General features: G+C 65.7%; 12 protein-coding genes and 2 pseudogenes. 5 read left to right on the top strand and 9 right to left on the bottom strand.

The window, feature by feature from the left end:
* Nucleotides 1-29 precede the first annotated feature (29 nt).
* Both G6N41_RS06605 and G6N41_RS06600 read left to right on the top strand, forming a co-directional pair.
* A complete protein-coding gene (locus tag G6N41_RS06605; protein WP_198966930.1) occupies nucleotides 30-2,600 on the top strand; it encodes a bifunctional FO biosynthesis protein CofGH in 2,571 nt (856 codons plus the stop codon).
* 571 nt (nucleotides 2,601-3,171) lie between these two features.
* Entirely contained in the window at nucleotides 3,172-5,772 is a 2,601-nt protein-coding gene (locus G6N41_RS06600; RefSeq protein WP_198966929.1) for a cellulose binding domain-containing protein, read from the top strand.
* Between the two features lie 214 nt (nucleotides 5,773-5,986).
* Here the strand turns inward: G6N41_RS06600 and G6N41_RS06595 are convergent.
* The 4 genes and pseudogenes from G6N41_RS06595 to G6N41_RS06580 all read right to left on the bottom strand — a co-directional run bounded on the left by G6N41_RS06595 (nucleotide 5,987) and on the right by G6N41_RS06580 (nucleotide 10,050).
* A pseudogene (locus G6N41_RS06595) lies at nucleotides 5,987-6,860 on the bottom strand (IS5 family transposase).
* Between the two features lie 55 nt (nucleotides 6,861-6,915).
* Nucleotides 6,916-7,248, bottom strand: a complete 333-nt coding sequence (locus G6N41_RS06590) for a hemophore-related protein (RefSeq protein WP_198966928.1) — start codon at nucleotides 7,246-7,248, stop codon at nucleotides 6,916-6,918.
* A 211-nt stretch (nucleotides 7,249-7,459) separates the two neighbouring features.
* The gene (locus tag G6N41_RS06585; RefSeq protein ID WP_020729883.1) at nucleotides 7,460-9,484 is read right to left on the bottom strand and encodes an NADPH-dependent 2,4-dienoyl-CoA reductase; all 2,025 of its coding nucleotides are present in this window, start codon (nucleotides 9,482-9,484) and stop codon (nucleotides 7,460-7,462) included.
* Nucleotides 9,484-10,050: a PadR family transcriptional regulator gene (locus tag G6N41_RS06580; RefSeq protein ID WP_020729884.1), complete on the bottom strand. Its 567-nt coding sequence runs from the start codon at nucleotides 10,048-10,050 to the stop codon at nucleotides 9,484-9,486. Before G6N41_RS06580 ends, G6N41_RS06585 begins: the two co-directional genes overlap by 1 nt.
* A gap of 213 nt (nucleotides 10,051-10,263) precedes the next feature.
* Here G6N41_RS06580 and fdxA point away from each other — a divergent pair, with 213 nt between their 5' ends.
* Both fdxA and dapC read left to right on the top strand, forming a co-directional pair.
* Entirely contained in the window at nucleotides 10,264-10,590 is a 327-nt protein-coding gene (gene fdxA / locus G6N41_RS06575; RefSeq protein ID WP_012395844.1) for a ferredoxin, read from the top strand.
* A 29-nt stretch (nucleotides 10,591-10,619) separates the two neighbouring features.
* The gene (gene dapC, locus G6N41_RS06570; protein WP_198966927.1) at nucleotides 10,620-11,717 is read left to right on the top strand and encodes a succinyldiaminopimelate transaminase; all 1,098 of its coding nucleotides are present in this window, start codon (nucleotides 10,620-10,622) and stop codon (nucleotides 11,715-11,717) included.
* A 63-nt stretch (nucleotides 11,718-11,780) separates the two neighbouring features.
* Here dapC and G6N41_RS06565 read toward each other — a convergent pair whose 3' ends face one another.
* Nucleotides 11,781-14,600: a DEAD/DEAH box helicase family protein gene (locus tag G6N41_RS06565; protein WP_198966926.1), complete on the bottom strand. Its 2,820-nt coding sequence runs from the start codon at nucleotides 14,598-14,600 to the stop codon at nucleotides 11,781-11,783.
* 321 nt (nucleotides 14,601-14,921) lie between these two features.
* Here G6N41_RS06565 and G6N41_RS06560 point away from each other — a divergent pair, with 321 nt between their 5' ends.
* Nucleotides 14,922-16,433 carry an FAD-dependent monooxygenase gene (locus G6N41_RS06560; RefSeq protein ID WP_456320214.1) on the top strand — a complete coding sequence of 504 codons (1,512 nt, stop codon included), beginning with the start codon at nucleotides 14,922-14,924 and terminating at the stop codon, nucleotides 16,431-16,433.
* Between the two features lie 34 nt (nucleotides 16,434-16,467).
* Here G6N41_RS06560 and G6N41_RS06555 read toward each other — a convergent pair whose 3' ends face one another.
* The 4 genes and pseudogenes from G6N41_RS06555 to G6N41_RS06540 form a co-directional block, all read right to left on the bottom strand.
* Entirely contained in the window at nucleotides 16,468-17,595 is a 1,128-nt protein-coding gene (locus G6N41_RS06555; protein ID WP_263013102.1) for a hypothetical protein, read from the bottom strand.
* Complete coding sequence (locus tag G6N41_RS06550; protein WP_407663780.1) at nucleotides 17,549-18,421, bottom strand: IS5 family transposase; 873 nt, start codon at nucleotides 18,419-18,421, stop codon at nucleotides 17,549-17,551. Before G6N41_RS06550 ends, G6N41_RS06555 begins: the two co-directional genes overlap by 47 nt.
* A gap of 26 nt (nucleotides 18,422-18,447) precedes the next feature.
* Nucleotides 18,448-19,083 carry a TetR/AcrR family transcriptional regulator gene (locus tag G6N41_RS06545; protein ID WP_198967752.1) on the bottom strand — a complete coding sequence of 212 codons (636 nt, stop codon included), beginning with the start codon at nucleotides 19,081-19,083 and terminating at the stop codon, nucleotides 18,448-18,450.
* Between the two features lie 7 nt (nucleotides 19,084-19,090).
* A pseudogene (locus tag G6N41_RS06540) lies at nucleotides 19,091-21,430 on the bottom strand (MMPL family transporter).
* Between the last annotated feature and the right edge of the window lie 213 nt (nucleotides 21,431-21,643).

The raw sequence follows: 21,643 nt of genomic DNA, 5'->3' as shown, positions 1-21,643 counted from the left end.
AAATCGGGGCGTGGGGAAGTTACACCAACGTGCCGCTGACCTCGCGCCAGGAGCCCACCGCCCTGCCCAGCCCCGTCGTTCCGCCCAAGCCCAGTGCATCGGCGCTGCGGCGGGTACTACGGCGCGCGCGAGACGGTGTTGCGCTCAACATCGACGAGGCCGCCGTCGCGATGTCGGCGCGCGGCGACCAGCTGGCTGAGCTGTGTGCCAGCGCGGCCCGAGTGCGTGACGCTGGTCTGGAATCGGCCGGACGCCGCGGCACGGGCGGTGGTCCGCCGATCACCTATTCGCGCAAGGTATTCATCCCGGTCACCCATCTATGCCGTGACAACTGCCACTACTGCACGTTCGTCACCGTCCCGGGCAAGCTGCGGGCCCAGGGCGCCGGAATGTATCTGGAGCCGGACGAGATCCTCGATATCGCATGGCGGGGGGCCCAACTCGGCTGCAAAGAGGCCCTGTTCACCCTTGGGGATCGTCCCGAGCAACGTTGGCCAGAGGCGAAGGAGTGGCTGAGCGAGCGCGGCTATGACACCACGCTGGCCTATGTGCGGGCCATGGCGATCCGGGTGCTTGAAGAGACCGGGCTCTTGCCGCACTTGAATCCGGGGGTGATGAGCTGGTCGGAGATGTCGCTGCTCAAACCGGTTGCGCCGTCGATGGGCATGATGCTGGAGACGACGTCGCGGCGGCTGTTCGAAACCAAAGGCCTCGCGCACTATGGCAGCCCGGACAAAGACCCGGCGGTGCGGTTGCGCACTCTGACCGACGCCGGTCGGCTTTCCATACCGTTTACCACCGGTCTGCTGGTCGGCATCGGTGAGACGCTGGCCGAGCGGGCTGACACGCTGCATGCGATTCGTAAGTTGAACAAAGAGTTTGGCCACGTCCAGGAAGTGATCGTGCAAAACTTCCGGGCCAAGGAACACACCGCAATGGCAGCGGTTCCGGACGCCGGAATCGAGGACTACCTGGCGACGGTCGCGGTCGCCCGGCTGGTGCTCGGCCCGGGAATGCGCATTCAGGCGCCACCGAATCTGGTTTCCCAAGATGAATGTGCGGCGCTGATCGGTGCCGGTGTCGACGACTGGGGTGGCGTGTCGCCGCTGACGCCCGACCACGTCAACCCCGAGCGGCCGTGGCCCGCATTGGACGACCTGGCCGCCGTGACTTCGGGAGCGGGCTACGAACTGGTGCAGCGGTTGACCGCGCAACCCAAGTACGTGCAGGCGGGGGGCGCCTGGATTGACCCGCGGGTGCGCAGACATGTTGTGGCGCTGGCTGATCCGGCGACTGGTTTTGCACGTGAGGTCAACCCGGTGGGTCTGCCGTGGCAGGAGCCTGACGATGTCGCGTCGTCGGGTCGGGTGGATCTCAATGCGGCGATCGACACAGAGGGACGCTGCACCGAGGCGCGTAGCGACCTCGACAGCGCTTTCGGTGACTGGGATGCGGTCCGTTCACACGTGCACGAGCTGGCCGCCCGTGGTCCCGAACGCATCGACACCGATGTCCTGGCCGCTCTGCGTTCCGCCGAGCGTTCTCCCGCGGGCTGTTCCGACGAGGAATATCTTGCGCTGGCCACCGCTGACGGGCCCGCCTTGGACGCTGTTGCCGCGCTTGCGGATTCGCTGCGAAGCGATGCGGTCGGTGACGACGTGACCTTTGTGGTCAACCGCAACATCAACTTCACCAACGTTTGTTACACCGGCTGCCGATTCTGCGCGTTCGCGCAGCGCAAGGGCGACGCCGACGCCTACTCACTGTCGGCGGACGAGGTCGCCGATCGCGCCTGGGAAGCCCACGTGGCCGGAGCGACCGAGGTGTGCATGCAGGGGGGCATCGATGCCGAACTTCCGGTTACCGGCTACGCCGACCTGGTGCGCGCGGTCAAGGCGCGGGTGCCCTCGATGCACGTGCACGCGTTCTCTCCGATGGAGATCGCCAACGGTGTGACCAAGAGCGGGCTGAGCATCCGCGAGTGGCTGACCGCTCTGCGTGAGGCCGGTCTGGGCACCATCCCAGGCACCGCCGCCGAGATTCTGGACGACGAGGTGCGTTGGGTGCTCACCAAGGGCAAATTGCCGACATCGCTGTGGATCGAGATTGTGAGTACCGCGCACGAGGTGGGGCTGCGGTCGTCATCGACCATGATGTACGGCCACGTCGACAGCCCGCGGCACTGGATTGCCCACCTCAATGTGCTGCGCGATATCCAAGACCGCACCGGCGGGTTCACGGAATTCGTGCCGTTGCCGTTCGTGCACCAGAACTCGCCGTTGTACCTGGCTGGCGCGGCCAGGCCGGGCCCCACTCATCGCGACAACCGCGCGGTGCATGCCCTGGCGCGGATCATGCTGCACGGCCGCATTCCCCACATCCAGACCAGCTGGGTCAAACTTGGTGTCGAGCGCACTCGAGTGATGCTGAGCGGCGGCGCCAACGACTTGGGCGGGACGCTGATGGAGGAGACGATTTCGCGGATGGCCGGTTCCGAACACGGATCGGCAAAGACCGCTGCCGAACTTGCGGCTATCGCCGCGGGGATCGGTCGGCCGGCGCGCCAGCGCACCACAACGTACGCTTCGTTGGCCGCCTAGCGAGTCGCCGGCACCCGGTGGTTTCCTCCGGAGATTACGTTAATGGGCGCCGCGCCGACTGCTGTGGAGTTATACTGCCGCGCAAGCTATTAGAGTTGTCCGCGGATATCGTCGGACATTTCTACGCCGCTGCGCCGAACGCGCGTAGCGGGCATCGCGGCTGGGCAATCACGAGCTCGGCGGAAGAAAGCTCAATTGCGTGCGGTGTCATTTGTCGCCGATGTGTGTTCTCGCGCACCGCACTCAGGAACGGCACTCATCTCACTCATCGGAACTGATCGACTGGACTGCGGCGGGCGTCCGCAGGTAGATGGCATTGCCGTGCAGGAAGTTTGAGTGTCTGCCCCGATTGGCGCGATGCTTGCCGGGGTGGCTGTTTGGGCAGCGCGGAGTCGGGGCACTCGCGGGCGGTTGTCGTGTTGGTAAACCCGGGCAATGTGGCGAGTTTGTCGAATAACCGACAAAAGTGCGCCGGGCCTTGTCGGCTGAGAATGTCGATGTTAACAATCGACGCTTCAACACTTCTCAATACCTAGCTGGGTCGCGGCACACCGATCGGCAAGGACGGATTATGTCTTTTTTGATCGCAACTCCCGAGTTATTTATCAGGGCAGCAACGAATTTGGAGGCCGTTGGCTCGGCGGTGAATGCGGCCAATTCGGCGGTGAGTTGGACGGAGAAGGTAGCCGCAATGGCTGCCGACGAGGTTTCGGGAGCCGTCGCATCTTGGTTCGGCGGGTTTGCCCAGGAGTATCAAACGGCGACCGCTCAAGCGGGGGCGTTTCACGAGCGCTTTCTGCAGACCTTGGCGGCGAGTGCGGCATCCTATGAGCATGCCGAAGCGGCCAACATCTCCTCGATATCTCGCATCCTTCGATCACTGATGGGTGGTGTTGGTGCGCAGGGTGATTCGACTGCGCAAAGCGGTGGCGGCGGCAACGCTGGTCAGGCGGCCGAGGGCGCAAGTAGCGGGCAGGCCGCCGCCAGTGGTGGGGCGGTGAGCCCGAATTCCATCGCTGCTGTTGCGACCAACACCACGACCGCCAGCGCTGTGATGAGCGGAGGAACCGGCAACGGCGGGGCAATCAGTGGCGGTGGCGCTGCCGGCAGTGGTGGCGCCAGCGGTGCGACGACCGCTGCCGCGACCGGCGGTGGCGAACTTGGTGGAAGTGGTGGCGTTGCCGCGCTGAGTAGCGCAGCCGCTACCACCGCCGCAGTCAATAGCGCCAGCACCGGAGACGGCGGTGTGGCGGCGGCGTACTCGCTGACATCGCAATGGGACAGCGGCTTCATCGGGCGCTATACGATCACGAACTCGGCGGATACTGCGGCGAGCGACTGGCAGATCGAATTCGATTTGCCTGCAGACGAATCCATTACCAATGTGTGGAATGGGCAGCTCGTCCAGACTGGCACGCACTACACGGTGACGCCTGAGTCTTGGACACAGACGATCGAGCCGGGCGGGTCGGTCACCGTTGGCTTCCAGGGTGCGCAGACTGGGTCTTACTCGGAGCCTACGAATCTCATCGTCAACGGAGTATCCGTTGGCGGCGGTGGTTCCGGCGACGGCGGTGGCACTGGCACCGGCGGTACTGGCAGCGGGAGCGGCGGTACCGGTGATACGGGTGGTACGGGGAGCGGTACTGGTGATACCGGGGGAACCGGAATCGGAACCGGTGACACGGGCGGTACCGGTGACACGGGTGGCACCGGTGGCGGCACCGGCACTGGCGATGGTGGTGACACTGGTGGAAGTGGTACCGGCGGCACGGTCGGCGACGGAAAGGTTGCCGCAACGTACACGGTGACATCGCAGTGGGACAACGGGTTCGTTGCGAACTACACGATCAGCAATTCCGGGGATACCGCGCTGACTGACTGGCAGGTGGAATTCGATTTGCCTGCAAACGAATCCATTACCAGCGTGTGGAGCGGGCAGCTCACGCAGACTGGCACGCACTACGCCCTGACCCCGGAGTCCTGGACGCAAACGATCGAGCCAGGTGGTTCGGTCGTGGTGGGCTTCCAAGCGATGCACACTGGCGCCTATTCCGAACCGACGAATGTTCTGGTTAACGGACAACCTGCCAGCGGCGGCGGCACCAGCACCGGTGGTGGCACCAGTACCGGTTGTGGCACCAGTACCGGTGGCGGAACCGGCACCGGTGGTACCGGAACCGGCACCGGTGGTACCGGCACCGGCGGCACCGGTACTAGCAGCGGAGGTGCCCCGGTGGGTGAGTTTTCTCCATACGTCGATATGACACTTTGGCCGAAGTTCGACCATGCGAGTGCAGCCAACGCGGGAATCGATTACTTCACACTGGGCTTCATCGTCACCGGTGCCGATGGCAATCCGTCCTGGGGCACTTTTTATTCGCTGGACGACCCGTGGATTACCTCCGCGATGGCCGAGATGCAGCAAAACGGTATCGACCCAACCATCTCCTTCGGTGGCGCAGCCAACCAGCCGTTCGCTGTTTCGGCTCCCAACGCGACCGCGCTAGCGTCGGACTACCAATTGGTCACCGACACCTACGGAATCTATAAGTTGGACTTCGACATTGAGGGTGCGGCGTTGTATAACATTCCAGCACTGACCAACCAGGCCCAGGCGATCGCCATGCTGCAGGCGGAGCAGGCCGCTGCCGGGACCCCGGTCCAGGTTTCCTACACCCTTCCCGTGATGCCGACGGGTCTGACCTCCAACGGGGTGCAAGCACTGCAGATCGCCATCGACAATGGCGTGGATGTTGGCCGCGTGAACATCATGACCATGGACTACTTCGACCCCAGCCTGCAGTACGAGGGCAGGATGGGTGACTACGCAATTCAAGCCGCCGAGAGCGTCCACGGCCAGTTGATGACGCTGTATCCGTCGATGTCCAGCGAGGACGCGTGGGCGATGATCAAGGTGACACCCATGATCGGCGTCAACGACGATCCGAGCGAGGTCTTTACCCTCGCCGACGCCGAAAAGCTGGCTGCTTTCGCCGATGAGAACAACCTCGGCGGGCTATCCATGTGGTCGGCAAATAGCGATTTCCCGGGAGCGGTGGGGCAGCTGTCGAATACCAGCAGCGGAGTGAGCCAACAGGCGTGGGATTTCAGCGAGATCTTCGATGAGTTCGCGGAGGATGCCGCCGCCGAGCAGGCCGCTTTGGACTGACCCGACCCCGGCACTGCGCAGGCACCGGATGAGATCCGCAATCACGCTGACGAGAGGTCGCAGCGGCGACGGCGCGATGAGAACGGCTACGGCTGCCCAAAAACAGCGCGACACCTAGCGCTCAGACGTCAGCGATAAACGCGGAAGCCCTCGCGAGCGCTAGGTGACGTGGTGTGCGGCCCCCGAAACGTGGGAGGCGCCTAGGTCCTGTCTGCTAATTGCGGACGCGGTGGTAGGTGATGATGGCGGCCAGGGTGACACCGCCGAGGTAGGTCAGGGCGTATTTGTCGTAGCAGGTGGCGACCGCGCGCCAGTGTTTGAGCCGGTTGAATCTTCGCTCGACGGTGTTGCGGTGCTTGTAAATTCGGCCTGAGAACCCCGGAGGCCGTCCTCTGTTGCGGCCTTTGGCTTTGCGGCGGGTGATCTGGTCGCTGCGCTCGGGGATGGTATGGGCGATCTTGAGCCGGCGCAGCTGTGCCCGCGTCGAATCATGGGAGTACGCCTTGTCCGCCAGCAGGCGAAACGGGGCGTATGAGTTGCTGCACCGGGCGGCCAGCAGTGGCCAAAGCATCGGATTATCACCGGCTTGACCGGCCGACAGTGCCAGGGTGACCGGACTGCACAGCTGGTCGGTCAAGGCGTGGATCTTGGTAGTCAGCCCGCCGCGGGAATGCCCAATGGCGTGGTCATCGGGCTCATCGAGATATTTCTTGTAATTCGACAGATCCCCCTGTGCGGCGCCCGGGGCGCGCTCCGGCTGCGTGTTGGTGGGCGCGCACACTGGTCGAATCGACCGACAACAGTGCGCCCAGGTCGGCGTCCTCGGCGTCGAGGTCAGAGGCGATCGCCGCGAAGATCCGCGCGTAGATGCCATCGACCGACCAGCGTAGATGCCTCTCGGCCACCGATTGCCAGGGACCGAAGTGCTCGGGCAGGTCACGCCACGGAGATCCCGTACGGTAACGCCAGATAATGCCCTCCAGAGTACGTCGATGATCGTTCCACGGCCGGCCACGCCGCCGCCCCGCAGGCAACACCGCCACGATCAGCGACCACAAATCATCAGAAATCGCATGCATCCGCATCACCCAAACAGCATCAGCCAAAACACCATTCACATTAAGCAGACACGCCCTAATCCGCTCAGTAGTTGTTGCAGGACGAGGCGACTGACTCGACCAGCCCGACGTACTGCGACGCCCCAGGCATGGCCTGCAGCTGCGCGGCCATCTGCGCGCGCCGCGGCGGCGGCGACGCCAGGAACGAATGCAGCCAACCCTGCGCCACCGGCGAGGCGTTGAACTGCGCGCCGGCCCCAGGGTCGGTGGCGTTCAGCGCCGCCATCACCTGGCCGTAGTTGCAGGTTGTGTTGATGACCGTATCCAGTGGGCTTGCGGATGCGACCCCCGCGCCGACGCTCAACGACAACGCGAAAGCACCAGCGGCGACACCCAGTCCCGTTAACGACAGCCTCATTTTGTGGACACCTTCCCCAGCTATTGCACTGCCAACGCGGCGACGACATCTGCCCAGCGGTTGCCGCCTTTGAATCAAGACTAGCAGGCCCCGCGGGTTTGCTCCTATCAAACTTTGTATCGGAGGACTCTCGCCGGCTATAACTATCCGCAGTTCAGAGCCGTGGTTGGGGCAGTTTCACCGTAGGCGAAATGGGGTAGCCGGGTAGCCATCACAGGCGGGCGGCAAGCTCGGTGCCCTGTTTGATGGCTCGTTTGGCGTCCAACTCCGCGGCCAGTGCCGCACCGCCGATGATGTGTGGGTCAACGCCGTCGCTGCGCAGGTCGGTCTCCAGGTCGCGCACCGGTTCCTGGCCCGCGCAAATCACCACGCTGTCCACCGCGAGCAGCTGCGGCCGCTGCCGGTCCGGGCCAAAACTGATGTGCAGGCCGTCGTCGCTGATCCGCTCGTAGTTCACCCCGGAGAGCTGGTGAACCCCTTTTGCCTTGACCGAAGCGCGGTGCACCCAGCCGCTGGTCTTGCCCAGGCGCTTTCCCTGTGGCCCCTTGGTGCGCTGCAGCAGATACACCTCACGGGCTGCCGGAGTCGGCAGCGCAGTGGTCAGGGCGCCGCGGGCCTCCTGTGGATCGACAACGCCCCACTCAGCCTTCCATTCCTTGAGGTTCAGGGTGGGCGACGATTCGGTGATCAGGAGTTCGGTGACGTCAAACCCGATGCCGCCCGCGCCGACGACAGCCACGCTCGGCCCGACCGGCTTGGCGCCGGTGATCGCCTCGGTGTAGGTCAATACCTTGGCGTGCGCAATGCCGGGGATGGCCGGTATCCGGGGTGCCACGCCGGTGGCCAGCACCACCTCGTCGTAGCCGGTCAGCTCGTCGGCCGTGGCCCGGGTAGCCAGCCGTACGTCGACGCCGTGCTTGGCCAACATCGTGGAGAAATACCGAATGGTTTCGTTGAATTCCTCCTTACCCGGAATGCGACGGGCCAGGTCGAACTGGCCGCCGATGAAGTCGTTGGCCTCAAACAATGTCACCCGGTGGCCCCGCTGGGCGGTGGCGACCGCCGCCGCCAGGCCGGCGGGGCCGGCCCCGACGACGGCCACGGTGCGGGCACGTTGGGTGGGGGACAGCGTCAACAGCGTTTCGTGTCCGGCTCGGGGGTTGAGCAGACAGGACACCTTCTTCTTGACGAAGACATGATCAAGGCAGGCCTGATTGCACGCGATGCAGGTGTTGATCTCGTCGACCCGGCCGGACTGCGCTTTGAGCACCCATTCCGGGTCGCTCAGCATCGGTCTGGCCATCGATATCAGCGCCACGTCGGTGTCGGCCAGGATCTGCTCGGCGGCCTGAGGCATGTTGATCCGGTTGGATGTCATCACCGGGATGCTGACCTGCTCGGCTACCGCATTGCTGATGTCGACGAACGCGCCGCTGGGCACCGAGGTGACGATCGTTGGAATTCGCGCCTCGTGCCACCCGAAACCGGAGTTGATGATCGTGGCACCGGCTGATTCCAGTTCGGTTGCCAACGCCACGATTTCGTCCCAGCTCTGGCCGCCCTCGACATAGTCGGCCATCGACATCCGGTAGCAGATGATGAAGTCGGGGCCGACCGCGGCGCGGGTGCGCCGGACGATCTCGACGGGGAATCGGCGGCGCTTGGCCGGTGTCCCGCCCCACGAGTCGGTGCGCTTGTTGGTTCGGGGTGCCAGAAACTGGTTGAGCAGGTACCCTTCGCTGCCCATGATTTCGACCCCGTCGTAGCCCGCTTCTTGGGCCAGCTGTGCGCATCGCGCGAAGTCCGCGATGGTGGCTTCCACGCCGCGCGAGGTCAGTTTGCGCGGCCGAAACGGATTGATCGGGGCCTTGATCGAGGAAGCGCTGACCGAAAGGGGGTGATACGCATAGCGTCCCGCGTGCAGGACCTGGAGCAGGATCTTGGCGTCCGCGTCGTGCACCGCACCGGTGATGCGGCGGTGCCGCCGGGCCTCGGCCGGCGTCACCAGTTCGGAGGCGAACGGGTAGAGCCAACCGGTGCGATTGGGTGCGTACCCGCCGGTGATCAGCATTCCGACGCCACCGCGGGCCCGCTCGGCGAAGTACTCGGCGAGTCGGTCGGTGTCCTTGGACCGGTCCTCCAATCCAGTGTGCATCGAACCCATGACCACGCGGTTACGCAGTGTGGTGAACCCGAGATCCAACGGAGACAACAGATTTGGGTAGGGACTGGTCATCATTTCTCCTCGAGTGCTTGAGCTACCTCGCCGAGCCATTCGATGGCACTTTCTTCGGCCCGGATTCCGCCGCGCAGCACGACGTACTGATGCAACGCGGCGCCACTGAGTGCCGACGGATCCGGAAAGCTGTGCTTTTCGATTCCGCGGTAGGTGTCTAGCGCCTGGACACGTTCGGCGCGCAGCGCGGCGACTTGGCTGCGCAGCGTTTCCCTATCGCCATATACGGCACCGCGCAGCTTGACCGCGATGTCGCGAGTGCTGCTGTCGGTCAGCGCGCTCGCGCGGCCAGGACGGGTCGGGCTGGGTGGCTCAGCGATCCAGCGGGCCAACTCCTGGCGACCATTGTCGGATACCGAATAGACCTTCTTATCGGGTCGGCCGTGCTGGACCACGGGCTTGGCATGCACCCAGCCGTTGCTCTCCATCAACCGCAATGTGCGATAGATCTGCTGGTGGGTGGCGGTCCAGAAGTGTCCGATGGAGCGATCGAATCGGTGGGCCAGTTCATAGCCCGAGCCGGCCTGTTCGGACAGCGATACCAATATCGCGTGTGGTAGTGCCACCCGCGCAGCATAGATCGCACCCCGGGGCGCTATGCAACTAGGTGCATATAGGCGGCGGACCCCGACGAGCGTGCCAATTAGTTGTGTTGTATATGCAACGTCTAGTATCAGTAACCGAACGCTCGGCCTAACCGTGGCTCGGAAGAAGCCCGGGTCCAGGCGAGTAACAGCCCACATCAAGCAGTACTCAAAGGACACGTTGAGGAGACGTCCGTGACGTACACGATCGCCGAACCTTGCGTCGACATCAAGGACAAGGCATGCATCGAAGAATGCCCGGTCGACTGCATCTATGAAGGTGCCCGGATGCTCTACATCCACCCCGACGAATGCGTCGACTGTGGGGCCTGCGAACCGGTCTGTCCCGTCGAAGCGATCTACTACGAAGACGATGTGCCTGAGCAGTGGAGCCAGTACACGCAGATCAACGCAGATTTCTTCGCAGAACTTGGCTCTCCCGGCGGCGCCGCCAAGGTCGGTATGACCGAGAACGACCCCCAGGTGGTCAAGGATCTGCCGCCGCAGGGCGAAGAAGACTGAGCGGGCCACTAGATCCCCGGAGCCGCAGCTTGCGCGTTTCAGCGTCACTACCGGAATTCCCCTGGGACACGTTGGCCGAGGCGAAAGCGCGGGCCGGGGCGCATCCGGACGGCATCGTCGAGCTCTCCGTCGGTACCCCGGTGGATCCCGTCGCGCCGCTGGTCCAAGAAGCGCTGACGGCCGCCGCCTTCTCGCCGGGCTATCCCGCCACCGCGGGCACCGCTGGCCTGAGGGAATCCGCAGTGGCCGCCTTGGCTCGCCGGTACGGCATCACCGAGCTGGCCGAGTCGGCGGTCCTGCCGGTGATCGGCACCAAGGAGGTCATCGCCTGGTTGCCGACACTGCTGGGTCTGGGGTCCGCGGATGCGGTGGTGGTTCCGGAGCTGGCGTACCCGACCTATGAGGTGGGTGCGCGGCTGGCGGGCGCGCGGGTGCAGCGGGCTGACTCGTTGACTCAGTTGGGCCCGCAATCGCCGGCCCTGCTCTATTTGAACTCTCCGAGCAACCCCACCGGCCGTGTGCTGGGCATGGAGCACCTGCAGAAGGTAGTCGAGTTGGCGCGCGGACGGGGCGTCATCGTGGCCTCTGACGAGTGCTATCTGGGCTTGGCCTGGGATGCCCAGCCGCTGTCGGTGCTGCATCCGGCGGTGTGCGGTGGCGATCACACCGGGTTGCTGGCAGTGCACTCGCTGTCGAAGAGTTCGTCGTTGGCCGGGTACCGCGCGGGTTTTGTCGCCGGGGATCCGGAACTGATCGCCGAGCTGCTGGCGGTGCGCAGACATGCCGGGATGATGGTGCCGACGCAGGTGCAGGCCGCCATGGTCGCAGCCCTGGACGATGACGATCACGAAAAGCAGCAGCGGGAGCGATATGCGCAACGACGTGCGGTGCTGCTGCCGGCGTTGACCTCCGCGGGGTTCAGCGTCGACCATTCCGAGGCTGGCCTGTACCTCTGGGCGACACGCGGCGAAGGATGCCGGGACACGGTTGCCTGGCTGGCCGAGCGCGGCATTCTGGTGGCCCCCGGTGAGTTCTACGGTCCGGCGGGGGCCCAACATGTGCGGGTGGCGTTGACCGCCACCAAGGAGCGGATCGCCGCCGCGGTACGGCGGCTGGGCGAGCCGTGACCGCACCCGTAATCACGGTGATCGGACGCGCTCGATCTGACAAGACCTGACAACGGCGCCGGCTCACCGCCAGGTCGTGCGCAGCTGCGTGGTCACCGACAGCGGGTTGTCGCCGCGGAACAGATCGAGAATCGCCTGGCCCTCCGGTGAATCCGCCGGCAGCTGTCGGGGCGGGCCGATGTGACGTCGCCACGACTGGGCCAGGCTTTGCCTGCGATCTTTGCGTCGGGCAAACCACCTCGGTACCGCGTGCCAGGCGATCGCCCCGGGCAGCGGAAGCCCCATGGCGGCGCGGGCGGCGAAGATTCCCCGGGCGAAACGTCCGACCGGCGGTGTGAGGATCTTGCGCCCGATCAGGTAGCGCGGTTCGGTCAGCGGCGCGAGCAGCTCGTCGAGGGCTTCGGCAAACCGGCGAGACTGCTCGGTGGGCACATCGCCCAGCTCGCACCGGATCCATCCGTCCTGATCCGTAGTGATCCGCAGTGCTTCGGACCCCCTTTCGGCGCCGCCTGCCGCGTAGAGCCCATCCGCGACGGCGGCGGCGAGTTGCTCGAGAGCGTTGGGTGCGTGGGCGAGGCGGCGACTTTCGGCGGCGGCGGCCGTCGCCAACAGTGCGGCGCCCGCTGCGATGATGCCGCCCGCGGTGGTGGCCCCCGCCAGCGGACCGAAGTTGACCGCGGTGACGGCGGCGCCGGCACTGGCACCGATGGCCGAGACGCCGGCAAGCGCACCCCTGGCAAACCGCGCCGGACTGGGGTGACCCGGTACCGGCGGGGTCAATGCCGAGGCCGCGATGCGGGGTGCGGCGACGCCAAACGGGTGCGCGGCTCTTACTCGGATGGTCGCGACATCGACACCTTCATAGGGCTCGCCGATCCGCCACCAGGTCCTCGCTTCGGCCCGTTGGGTGGCGCGTTGCAGGGCGCGCGCGGTGATGGCCTGGGCATCGGCGGCCGGAGGACCGTATGGGGACAGCGCCGGGTCGCAATGCGTTACCCCGGATTCGATGAGCCCCTGTGGGCTGGCCGCGTAGTACCCGTCGTGCTTGCGGACCAGCCTCAGGTAGTCGGCGTCCCCCCACGGATGTTCGGTGGTGAAGCAGCAGACCGACCAGTTGTTGGCGACTTTCTGAGCGTCGTTGGGGTCCTCGCGAATTGCCCGGCCCCGCATCTGCGTGATCGCAGCTTGGGTGGTTGCACTCGTCAGGTCGATGTTGACGTTGACCGCCGCGCAATCCCATCCCTCTCCGAGCAGTGCGCGGGTGCCGACCATGACGCGGGAATGTCCGGCCAGGAAGTATTCGGTAGCCAGCGCCACCCAGGTTCGGGGAGTGAAGGTGCCGCCACCGCGCAGCGTCCGCAGGGCGGGTTGGGTGTCGAGTGGCTCGGCGGTCACGAGCAGGCCGCACTCGGCGCAGAAGTCGATCAGCTGTGTTGCGATCGCGGCCGGGCAGGCGGAGGTTTGGCCGGTCACCAAAAGCGCGTTGAGGGGGCTGTTCCGCCGGCTGTCGGACGCCGCGAGCATGGCGGTGACCAGCTGGGCCGAACCCGACTGGTTGCTCAGCGGCGCACCCTTCAGCGACGTCGGGAGGGTGCCTGACATCGATTCGAAGTCGCACAACACCAGCGCCCGCAGTCCCGATCCCAGGACGGCGTCTTCGGTGTCGAGGATGTGTGTGGTGGCGGCGATCTTCGACTCCGACAGTGCGCACACCCGATCTAGCGGGGAGGTGGCCACTCGTACGCCGCGACTGGTCAGCCGGTAGCCCAAGCCGGGTAGCACCCGCTTGATCGCGGCAAGTGCCTGCGCGTCGCGTGGATCGTCGCTTTGCTGCAGGTGCCCGACGCTGAAGTCGGTCAAGACATTGACCCAATCTTGGGCATCGGGGGGAACCCGGTGTTGTTCGCGCAGGCGGGCACCGTCGGGCAAGGGAATCAGACCGTCGTAGGCGAAGCGCAGACCGCTGCGGGCGAGATCGGGCTCGGCGCGTTCGAACGTCGACCAGGCGATCTGATTGCCGTCACGTGTTGATCTGTCCACGATCCGGGTAGGCAGCCAGGAGGCCAGCGACATGCTGCCCACCTGTTGGTCGATGAGTGCCAGTATGAGCTCGGCGAAGCGAGCCCGATGGGTTGCCACCCAGGCCTGTTCCTCCGGCGTCGGTTCGGTGAGATAGATCAGCTCCTGATAGGGCGCGAGGTCGCCCTCCTTGACCAGAGCGGGTGTTGGAACCGCGAAGTCTGCGGTGCCGAACAACTCGTCATGCAAGGTGTGCTGCCAGGCGGTGAGTTCTGTTACCGGGGTTGCGGTGAGCCCGATCAGTGCGGTTTGCGGGCCCAGGACCGACCCGAGCGCGGCGACAAGCGCACCCCAAGTGGCCAGCAGGTGATGGCATTCGTCGAGCACCAGCGTCCAAGGGCCCAACGTTGCCGCCCGCTCGATCAACGCCCTGCCGTTCGGGTGCAACAGCTCCAACAGGGCCTGCTGTTCACGGCTGTGCAGCACTTCTCGCCGGACGGCCGAATCCGTTTCGTCGTCGATGACCGCAAGGGACTGGTAGGTCAGCACGTTCATCGCCGACGCCAGGTCGCGCTCGGTTCCACACCTGGCCGTGGACGGGTCCGTCGAGGGAAAGCGTCCATCCCAGGTGGCGGCCCACTGTGCCTGTACCGCCGTGTTGGGCACCAACACCAGGGTGCGCCGGCCCAGCCGGCGCGCCGCTTCCAGTCCGATCATTGTCTTCCCGGCACCTGGCGGCAGGACCAGATAGCACCGGTTGTCCCCGCCGGCGACGTCAGCGTCAAACGCGTCCAACGCTTGCTGCTGATAGACCCGCCAGGTACCGGCGAAGCTCCTCGATTCAAGATCCTGGCGCGGCTCCACGAGAGCCCACCCTAGCCAGCGGTGTGTGCGGGTCACTGGCAATCGGCACGCATCGTGGCGGCCGCCGGCCGTGGAGACGCTCCCGGGCCCGCCCAATTGTTGGCACCGCTACCCGATGACCCGCTGGACGCGACTGACGGCAAGGGAAAGTGGCAAGCCCTAGTTGCCTCCCACTCTCAATTTATAGGGCACTGGGGGGCTTGCGGCAAGACCGGGGGTGGGGCGCAAAATCGCTGGCCAAGAACGGGATCTGTGGGAATTGGGGGTTGCGAAATGCCAAAGCCGTCGTCGCCGGATCGATCGCGAAACGGGCTCGAACCGATGGCTGACCATGCGGTGGTGGTTGTCGGTGCAGGACCGACAGGGCTGATGTTGGCAGGTGAGTTGGCGTTGGTAGGGGTTGACGTTGCCGTCGTCGAGCGACGGGTCAGCCAGGATCTGGTTGGCTCGCGTGCCGGCGGCCTGCATTCACGCACCATCGAGGTTCTTGATCAGCGCGGCATCGCCGACCGGTTCCTCGCGCAAGGTACTGCCACGCAGGTCGCCCGATTCGCCGCAATCCCGTTGGACATCAGCGACTTTCCCACCCGACACAACTATGGCCTGGCGTTGTGGCAAAACCGCATTGAGCGGATCCTCGCCGAATGGGTTGCCGAGCTGCGGGTTCGGATCTATCGCGGATGTGAAGTTACTGATATCACCCAGGACGACAACGGAGTCGACCTCACGCTGTCTGATGGCCCGCCATTGCGTGCGGACTACGTCGTGGGGTGCGACGGAGGACGTAGCCTGGTCCGCAGGGCGGTTGGTATCGACTTCCCTGGCTGGGATCCGACAACGAGCTCGCTGATCGCCGAAGTCGAGGTGGCGGTCGGGTCTGAATCGGGCCCGAACCTCGGCCAGGTCCGCCACGACGCCCTCGGCGTCCACGGCTTCACCAGGTTGCCGGACGGTGGTCCGCTACGGGTGGTAGTGACCGAGCGGCAGCTCGAAGCCGTCGGGGAACCCAGCCTGGGCGATCTCAGCGCGGCGCTCACCGCCGTGTACGGCACCGACTACGGGATTCACAGTCCCACTTGGATTTCCAGATTCACCGATTTGACGCGGCAGGCCGCGATGTACCGACAGGGACGCGTTCTAATCGCCGGCGATGCCGCACAGGTGCATGATCCAGTCGGCGGGCAGGGCCTCAACACGGGCGTCCAGGATGCGGTGAATTTGGGATGGAAGCTGGCCCAAGTGGTCAATCGCAGGTCGCCGGAAAGCCTTCTCGACACCTACCATGCCGAACGCCATCCGATCGCCGCTCGCGTGCTACGCACCACGATGGCCCAAGTCGCGCTGCGTCGTTTGGACGACCGCAAAAAAGCGTTGAGCGACACCATTTCCGAGCTCCTCATGATGGAGGAGCCGCGAAAAAGGTTTGCCGCGATGATGTCCGGGCTAGACATTCGTTATGACCTCGGTGGGGGACACCCGCTACTCGGTCGCCGCATGCCCGATCTGGACCTGGCTACCTCCGATGGCCCGCGGCGGGTCTTCACCTACCTGCATGCGGCCCGGCCGGTGCTGCTCAACCTCGCTGAGCCCGGCCGCTTCGACATCGCGGGATGGCAGCATCGAGTCCTGCCGATTGACGCGAAATATGCTGGTGTTTGGGAGCTTCCGGTACTAGGCGCGATCGCTTCTCCGGATGCGGTGTTGATTCGACCCGACGGGTATGTCGCCTGGGTAGGAGATGACCTCACCGACCGTGGACTCTTCGATGCGCTTACCGCCTGGTTCGGGCGGCCAGCGGTCCCGAGCCCGCGACTGCGGGCATCGGCACCCTGATCAACCACTATGCGGGGTGCGCACTCGGCAGGTATCAGGCCATGCCGCCGGGATCGCCGGGGTCCCCGTCGGTCCCGTTCATGCCGTCGGCGCCCGCACTTCCGGTGCCCGCACGCCCGGTCGATCCGGGGTCACCCCCCTGCCCGCGCAGGCCACCAGTTCCGCCGGAGCCCCCGGCGGCGTTGCTGCCAGCGCTACCGGCGGCGCCTAGCAGGCTGCCCGAACCGCCCTCGCCGCCGGCGCCGCCATCGCCACCGTGGCCGCCGACTCCGCCGTTGCCGCCGGTTCCGCCGTTGCCAATAATGCCGTCGTAGGACAGGTTGTCGCTGTTGCGCACGCCGCCGTTGCCGCCGAGGCCGCCTTGTGCGCCGTCGCCGCCCACCCCGCCGGTCCCACCGAGGCCGCCGTCGCCGCCGGCGCCGCCAAGACCGGCCAGCAGACCGGCGCGGCCGCCCGCACCGCCCTGTCCGCCGGCGCCACCGTCGCCACCCAGCCCGCCGTCACCGCCGATGCCCCCGGTGCCGCCATCGCCGCCGCTACCTCCCGCGGGAATCTTTTCCCCAAATGGGCCGTGGCCGCCGTTGCCTCCGTTGCCCGCTACGCCGCCATTGGCACCAGCTGCGGCCGCTCCGCCTTGGCCGCCCAGGCCGCCGGCGCCGCCATCGCCGGCCAGCAGTCCGCCGTTCCCGCCGGCTCCGCCCTGGCCACCGCTACCGCCCGCTTGCCCGTTGCTGCCGGAACCGCCATGGCCACCGTCGCCGCCGGCACCGCCAGTGCCGGGGCTGGGAGTGAAGAAGCCACCACTACCGCTGTCGCCGCCTTTGCCGCCGTTGCCGCCGGTACCGCCCACCGCACCGGTGCCGCCGGTGCCGCCGTCGCCACCGTCGGCGCCCGAGCCGGCGTTGGAGATCTTGGACGTGGTGGTGCCGCCGCTACCGCCGTTGCCGCCGGCCGCGCCGTCGCCGCCGGCGCCACCGTTGTTGCCGTCACCGCCGGCGCCCCCCGATGTTGCGGACCCGCCCGAAAAGTTGTTGGCACCGGCGCCGCCATTGCCGCCACCGCCGCCGGTGCCGCCGGGCGCGCCGGGGCCGCCGTCTCCGGCTAGGTCCTGTCTGCTAATTGCGGACGCGGTGGTAGGTGATGATGGCGGCCAGGGTGACACCGCCGAGGTAGGTCAGGGCGTATTTGTCGTAGCAGGTGGCGACCGCGCGCCAGTGTTTGAGCCGGTTGAATCTTCGCTCGACGGTGTTACGGTGCTTGTAAATTCGGCCTGAGAACCCCGGAGGCCGTCCTCTGTTGCGGCCTTTGGCTTTGCGGCGGGTGATCTGGTCGCTGCGCTCGGGGATGGTATGGGCGATCTTGAGCCGGCGCAGCTGTGCCCGCGTCGAATCATGGGAGTACGCCTTGTCCGCCAGCAGGCGAAACGGGGCGTATGAGTTGCTGCACCGGGCGGCCAGCAATGGCCAAAGCATCGGATTATCACCGGCTTGACCGGCCGACAGTGCCAGGGTGACCGGACTGCACAGCTGGTCGGTCAAGGCGTGGATCTTGGTAGTCAGCCCGCCGCGGGAACGCCCAATGGCGTGGTCATCGGGCTCATCGAGATATTTCTTGTAATTCGACAGATCCCCCTGTGCGGCGCCCGGGCGCGCTCCGGCTGCGTGTCGGTGGGCGCGCACACTGGTCGAATCGACCGACAACAGTGCGCCCAGGTCGGCGTCCTCGGCGTCGAGGTCAGAGGCGATCGCCGCGAAGATCCGCGCGTAGATGCCATCGACCGACCAGCGTAGATGCCTCTCGGCCACCGATTGCCAGGGACCGAAGTGCTCGGGCAGGTCACGCCACGGAGATCCCGTACGGTAACGCCAGATAATGCCCTCCAGAGTACGTCGATGATCGTTCCACGGCCGGCCACGCCGCCGCCCCGCAGGCAACACCGCCACGATCAGCGACCACAAATCATCAGAAATCGCATGCGTCCGCATCACCCAAACAGCATCAGCCAAAACACCATTCACATTAAGCAGACACGCCCTAGACCCGCCACCATGTGGCCACACAGGACTGCGCCCAGCACGCGGTCGGCAAAGGCCGCGACATCGCCGAACGGCAGGTGTGGCTTGGCAATCAACAGGGCCGCCACCCCGTGAGCGGCCGTCCACAATTCCAGCGCGATGGTGGTGGGGTCGTCGGCGCGGTAGATGCCTTCGTCCATCATCGCCTGCACCGAGGCGCACATATGCCGGAAAGCCGAGCTGTCCAGGGCGCTATCCACGTTGCTGCCCGAGCGCCACTCACCCATGGTGGCCAACCGATACAACTCCGGGGTCTGCAGAGCGAACCGCACATAGGCCGTGCCCTGGGCTCGCAGCACCTCCACCACGCAGGTGTGGCCCATCGCCGCCCGCTCCATTTCCTCATCGAGTCGTGCCAGATAGCGGGCGCACACCGCATCCAACAGCGCATCTTTGTCTTGAAAATGCAGGTAAATGGACGGCGGTGTGACCCCGACCCGCTCGGCTACAGACCGGATCGACACGGCCCTGGCCTGGCGCGTCTGCAGCAATAACTCGGTGGCCGCATCCAGGATCTCGTGGCGCTGCAGGTCACCTGATCCACGCGGCGCACGTGCACGTCGCAAGCGTCCCATCGACACGCTATCCACGACCACTCAGCGCCGCCGGGATGGTCGGCCGGTCGCGGCGGTCCGCCGCCTCGGTGGCGGCGGCGTCAGCATCCCCAACCGCGCCGGTTTCGCTGATACCGAATCGCTGGTGCAGCCACACCAGGGGTTTGGGAGCCCACCAATTCCACCTGCCCATCACATGCATGAACGCGGGCACCAGAACCATCCGGACCAGCGTCGCGTCGGCAGCCACGGCGAGCGTCAGTCCCAAGCCGAACATTCGCATGAAGGACACGTGCGCGGCGATCAGCGCGGCGAACGACATCGACATGACCAACGCGGCCGCGGTGATCACCCGCCCGGTGCGTGCCAATCCAAGCGCCACACTCTCGTCGTTGGCGGCGTGGGCTTGGGCCGGGCTCGGGGTCGCCGGACGTGCGGCCCCCGAAGCCAGCCAGTACTCCCGAATTCGCGCGACCAGGAACACCTCGTAGTCCATGGACAGCCCGAACGCGATGCAGAACAACAACACGGGCATGTTGGCCACCAGGGTCCCGCTCGGGGTCGTGCCCAGTGCCCCCAGATGACCGTCTTGGAAGATCCAGACCAGCGCACCGAACGCCGCGGTCAGCGAGAGCACGTTGCAGATCAGCGCCTTGGCGGGCAGCACGACACTGCAGGTGAGCAGGAATAGCAGGACAAAGGTGATGGCGGCCATCAGACCCAGCACCAGCGGCAGTCGTTCGGTCACCGCGTCCACGCTGTCCCGGTTGACCTGCGCCACACCGGCCATCTCGACGGTCCGGCCGGCCGGGCCGGTCACCTGGTGCAACCGTTTGAGCTGGATGTCTGAGGCGTGGGAAAACAGCGGCGCGGTGCTGTCCAAGGTCAGAAAGGCAATGCCATCGGAAAATCCGGTAGCACCCGCCGGCGGCCCCACCCGGCTTCCGTTGACGAACGTCCCGCTGGGGGCGGTCACAGATGCCACGTCGGGCACACGCGACAGGTCGGCGACGTAGCCGTCCAGGTCGGCTGGGACCAGACCGCACCCGTCAGGCACGACCACCGGAACAGCCATCGCGAGATCGTGTGCGAAGTTGGTGCGCAACTCGTCACCGACCTGATGCGAGGACGCCGTGGCAGGCAACACCCGATCATCCGGGAAGCCCCACTTCACCGAGAAGAACGGAAGTCCCAATATCACCAGCACCGCAACAACAGCCAAGCCGACCGGAAGCGCCCGGCGATCACGAATTTGGTCGACCGATACCAGAACAGTTGATCTACCGGCTTGTGCTGGGGTTCCGGACGACCCAACATCCGGCGCGCCAGCCGGTGCACATTCAAGGCATCCAGCCGCGGCCCCAGCAACACGATCGCGGCCGGTGTCACCACGATCGACGCCGTCGCGACAAAGGCCACCGTGGCCACGCCGGCGTAGGCGAACGATTTCAAGAAGTACATGGGAAAAGCCACGGTCGCCGACATCGACAGCGCGACGGTGACCGCCGAGAACAACACCGTGCGGCCGGAAGTCGCCATGGTCCGGACCAGAGCTTCCTGGCGTGAGCTGCCCTCGGCGAGCTCGTCACGATAGCGACTGATGATCAGCAGCGTGTAGTCGATGGCCAACGCCAACCCCAGCGCCGTGCTGAGGTTGAGGGCAAAGATCGAGACGTCCGTCGTGAACGTCACCGGCCTCAAGACCGACATCGAACCGACGACGGCCAGCGCACCCAGCGCCATCGGCAACGCGGCCGCCAGCAGCCCGCCGAATACCCAGACCAGCACCAGGAAGCTGAGCGGAATCGCGATCAACTCCATGACCAGCAGGTCGTCCTGATTCTGCTTGTTGATCTGCGCGTACTCCATCGCCGAACCACCGGCGCGGACGGTGACGCCGTCGCGATCGTGAACGATCTCGTCGGCGAGGGTCTGCGCATTTTTCTGCGCGTTGCTTTCGCCGCCTTTGATGTTGAACACAATCAGTCCGGACTTGCCGTCCTTGCTCACCAAGTCGGGAGCACTCTTGGGATCAGCCGACGGCCCCGTCCACGGCGAGGACACGTTGAATACCAGTCGGGAGTGGTTCAACTCGGCGGCAATGTCGGTGCCCACCGCGCGCCCGCTCCGTGCCGACGCCGCCGGGAGCGGTCACCAGAATCAGCATTTGCTGACCGCTCTGGCCGAACTTGTCGGCGAGCACCTTGATGGCGCGAGCCGACTCGGCATTGGGATCCTGGAAACCGCCGGGAGACAGACTGCTGGCGACTGGGATGCCGAAGACCGCTGCTGCGATAAAAACCAGCAGCGCCACCCCGATGATTCGACGCGGCGCTGCTACGGCAAGTCGAGCGATCCCCTGCAACATCGTGCGTCCCCTCCACCGCGAGTGCAGCCGTCCCGGGCGGCCGCACCATATCCGCGGTAACTTATCAGCGATAACTTAAGGGCGTCAAACAACACCTGCCGTAGTCACGAGGCCCGACGCCCCGACGGTTCACCGCGCTGCAGACAAACCGAGATGCGGACAAACCGCGATACGCCCGGCGGCGCCACCAGTAGCGACACATTTACTTCCCGA

Origin of the sequence: Mycobacterium shottsii, assembly GCF_010728525.1 — a bacterium.
Taxonomy (GTDB): domain Bacteria; phylum Actinomycetota; class Actinomycetes; order Mycobacteriales; family Mycobacteriaceae; genus Mycobacterium; species Mycobacterium marinum.
This window is presented reverse-complemented; position numbering and strand designations above follow the sequence as displayed.

Bases quoted from the DNA above. Each gene is read 5' to 3' on its own strand.
- G6N41_RS06600 (WP_198966929.1), top strand. From the start codon at position 3,172: ATGTCTTTTTTGATCGCAACTCCCGAGTTATTTATCAGGGCAGCAACG.
- G6N41_RS06590 (WP_198966928.1), bottom strand. From the start codon at position 7,248: ATGAGGCTGTCGTTAACGGGACTGGGTGTCGCCGCTGGTGCTTTCGCG.
- G6N41_RS06585 (WP_020729883.1), bottom strand. From the start codon at position 9,484: ATGACCAGTCCCTACCCAAATCTGTTGTCTCCGTTGGATCTCGGGTTC.
- G6N41_RS06560 (WP_456320214.1), top strand. From the start codon at position 14,922: ATGGCTGACCATGCGGTGGTGGTTGTCGGTGCAGGACCGACAGGGCTG.
- G6N41_RS06545 (WP_198967752.1), bottom strand. From the start codon at position 19,083: ATGGGACGCTTGCGACGTGCACGTGCGCCGCGTGGATCAGGTGACCTG.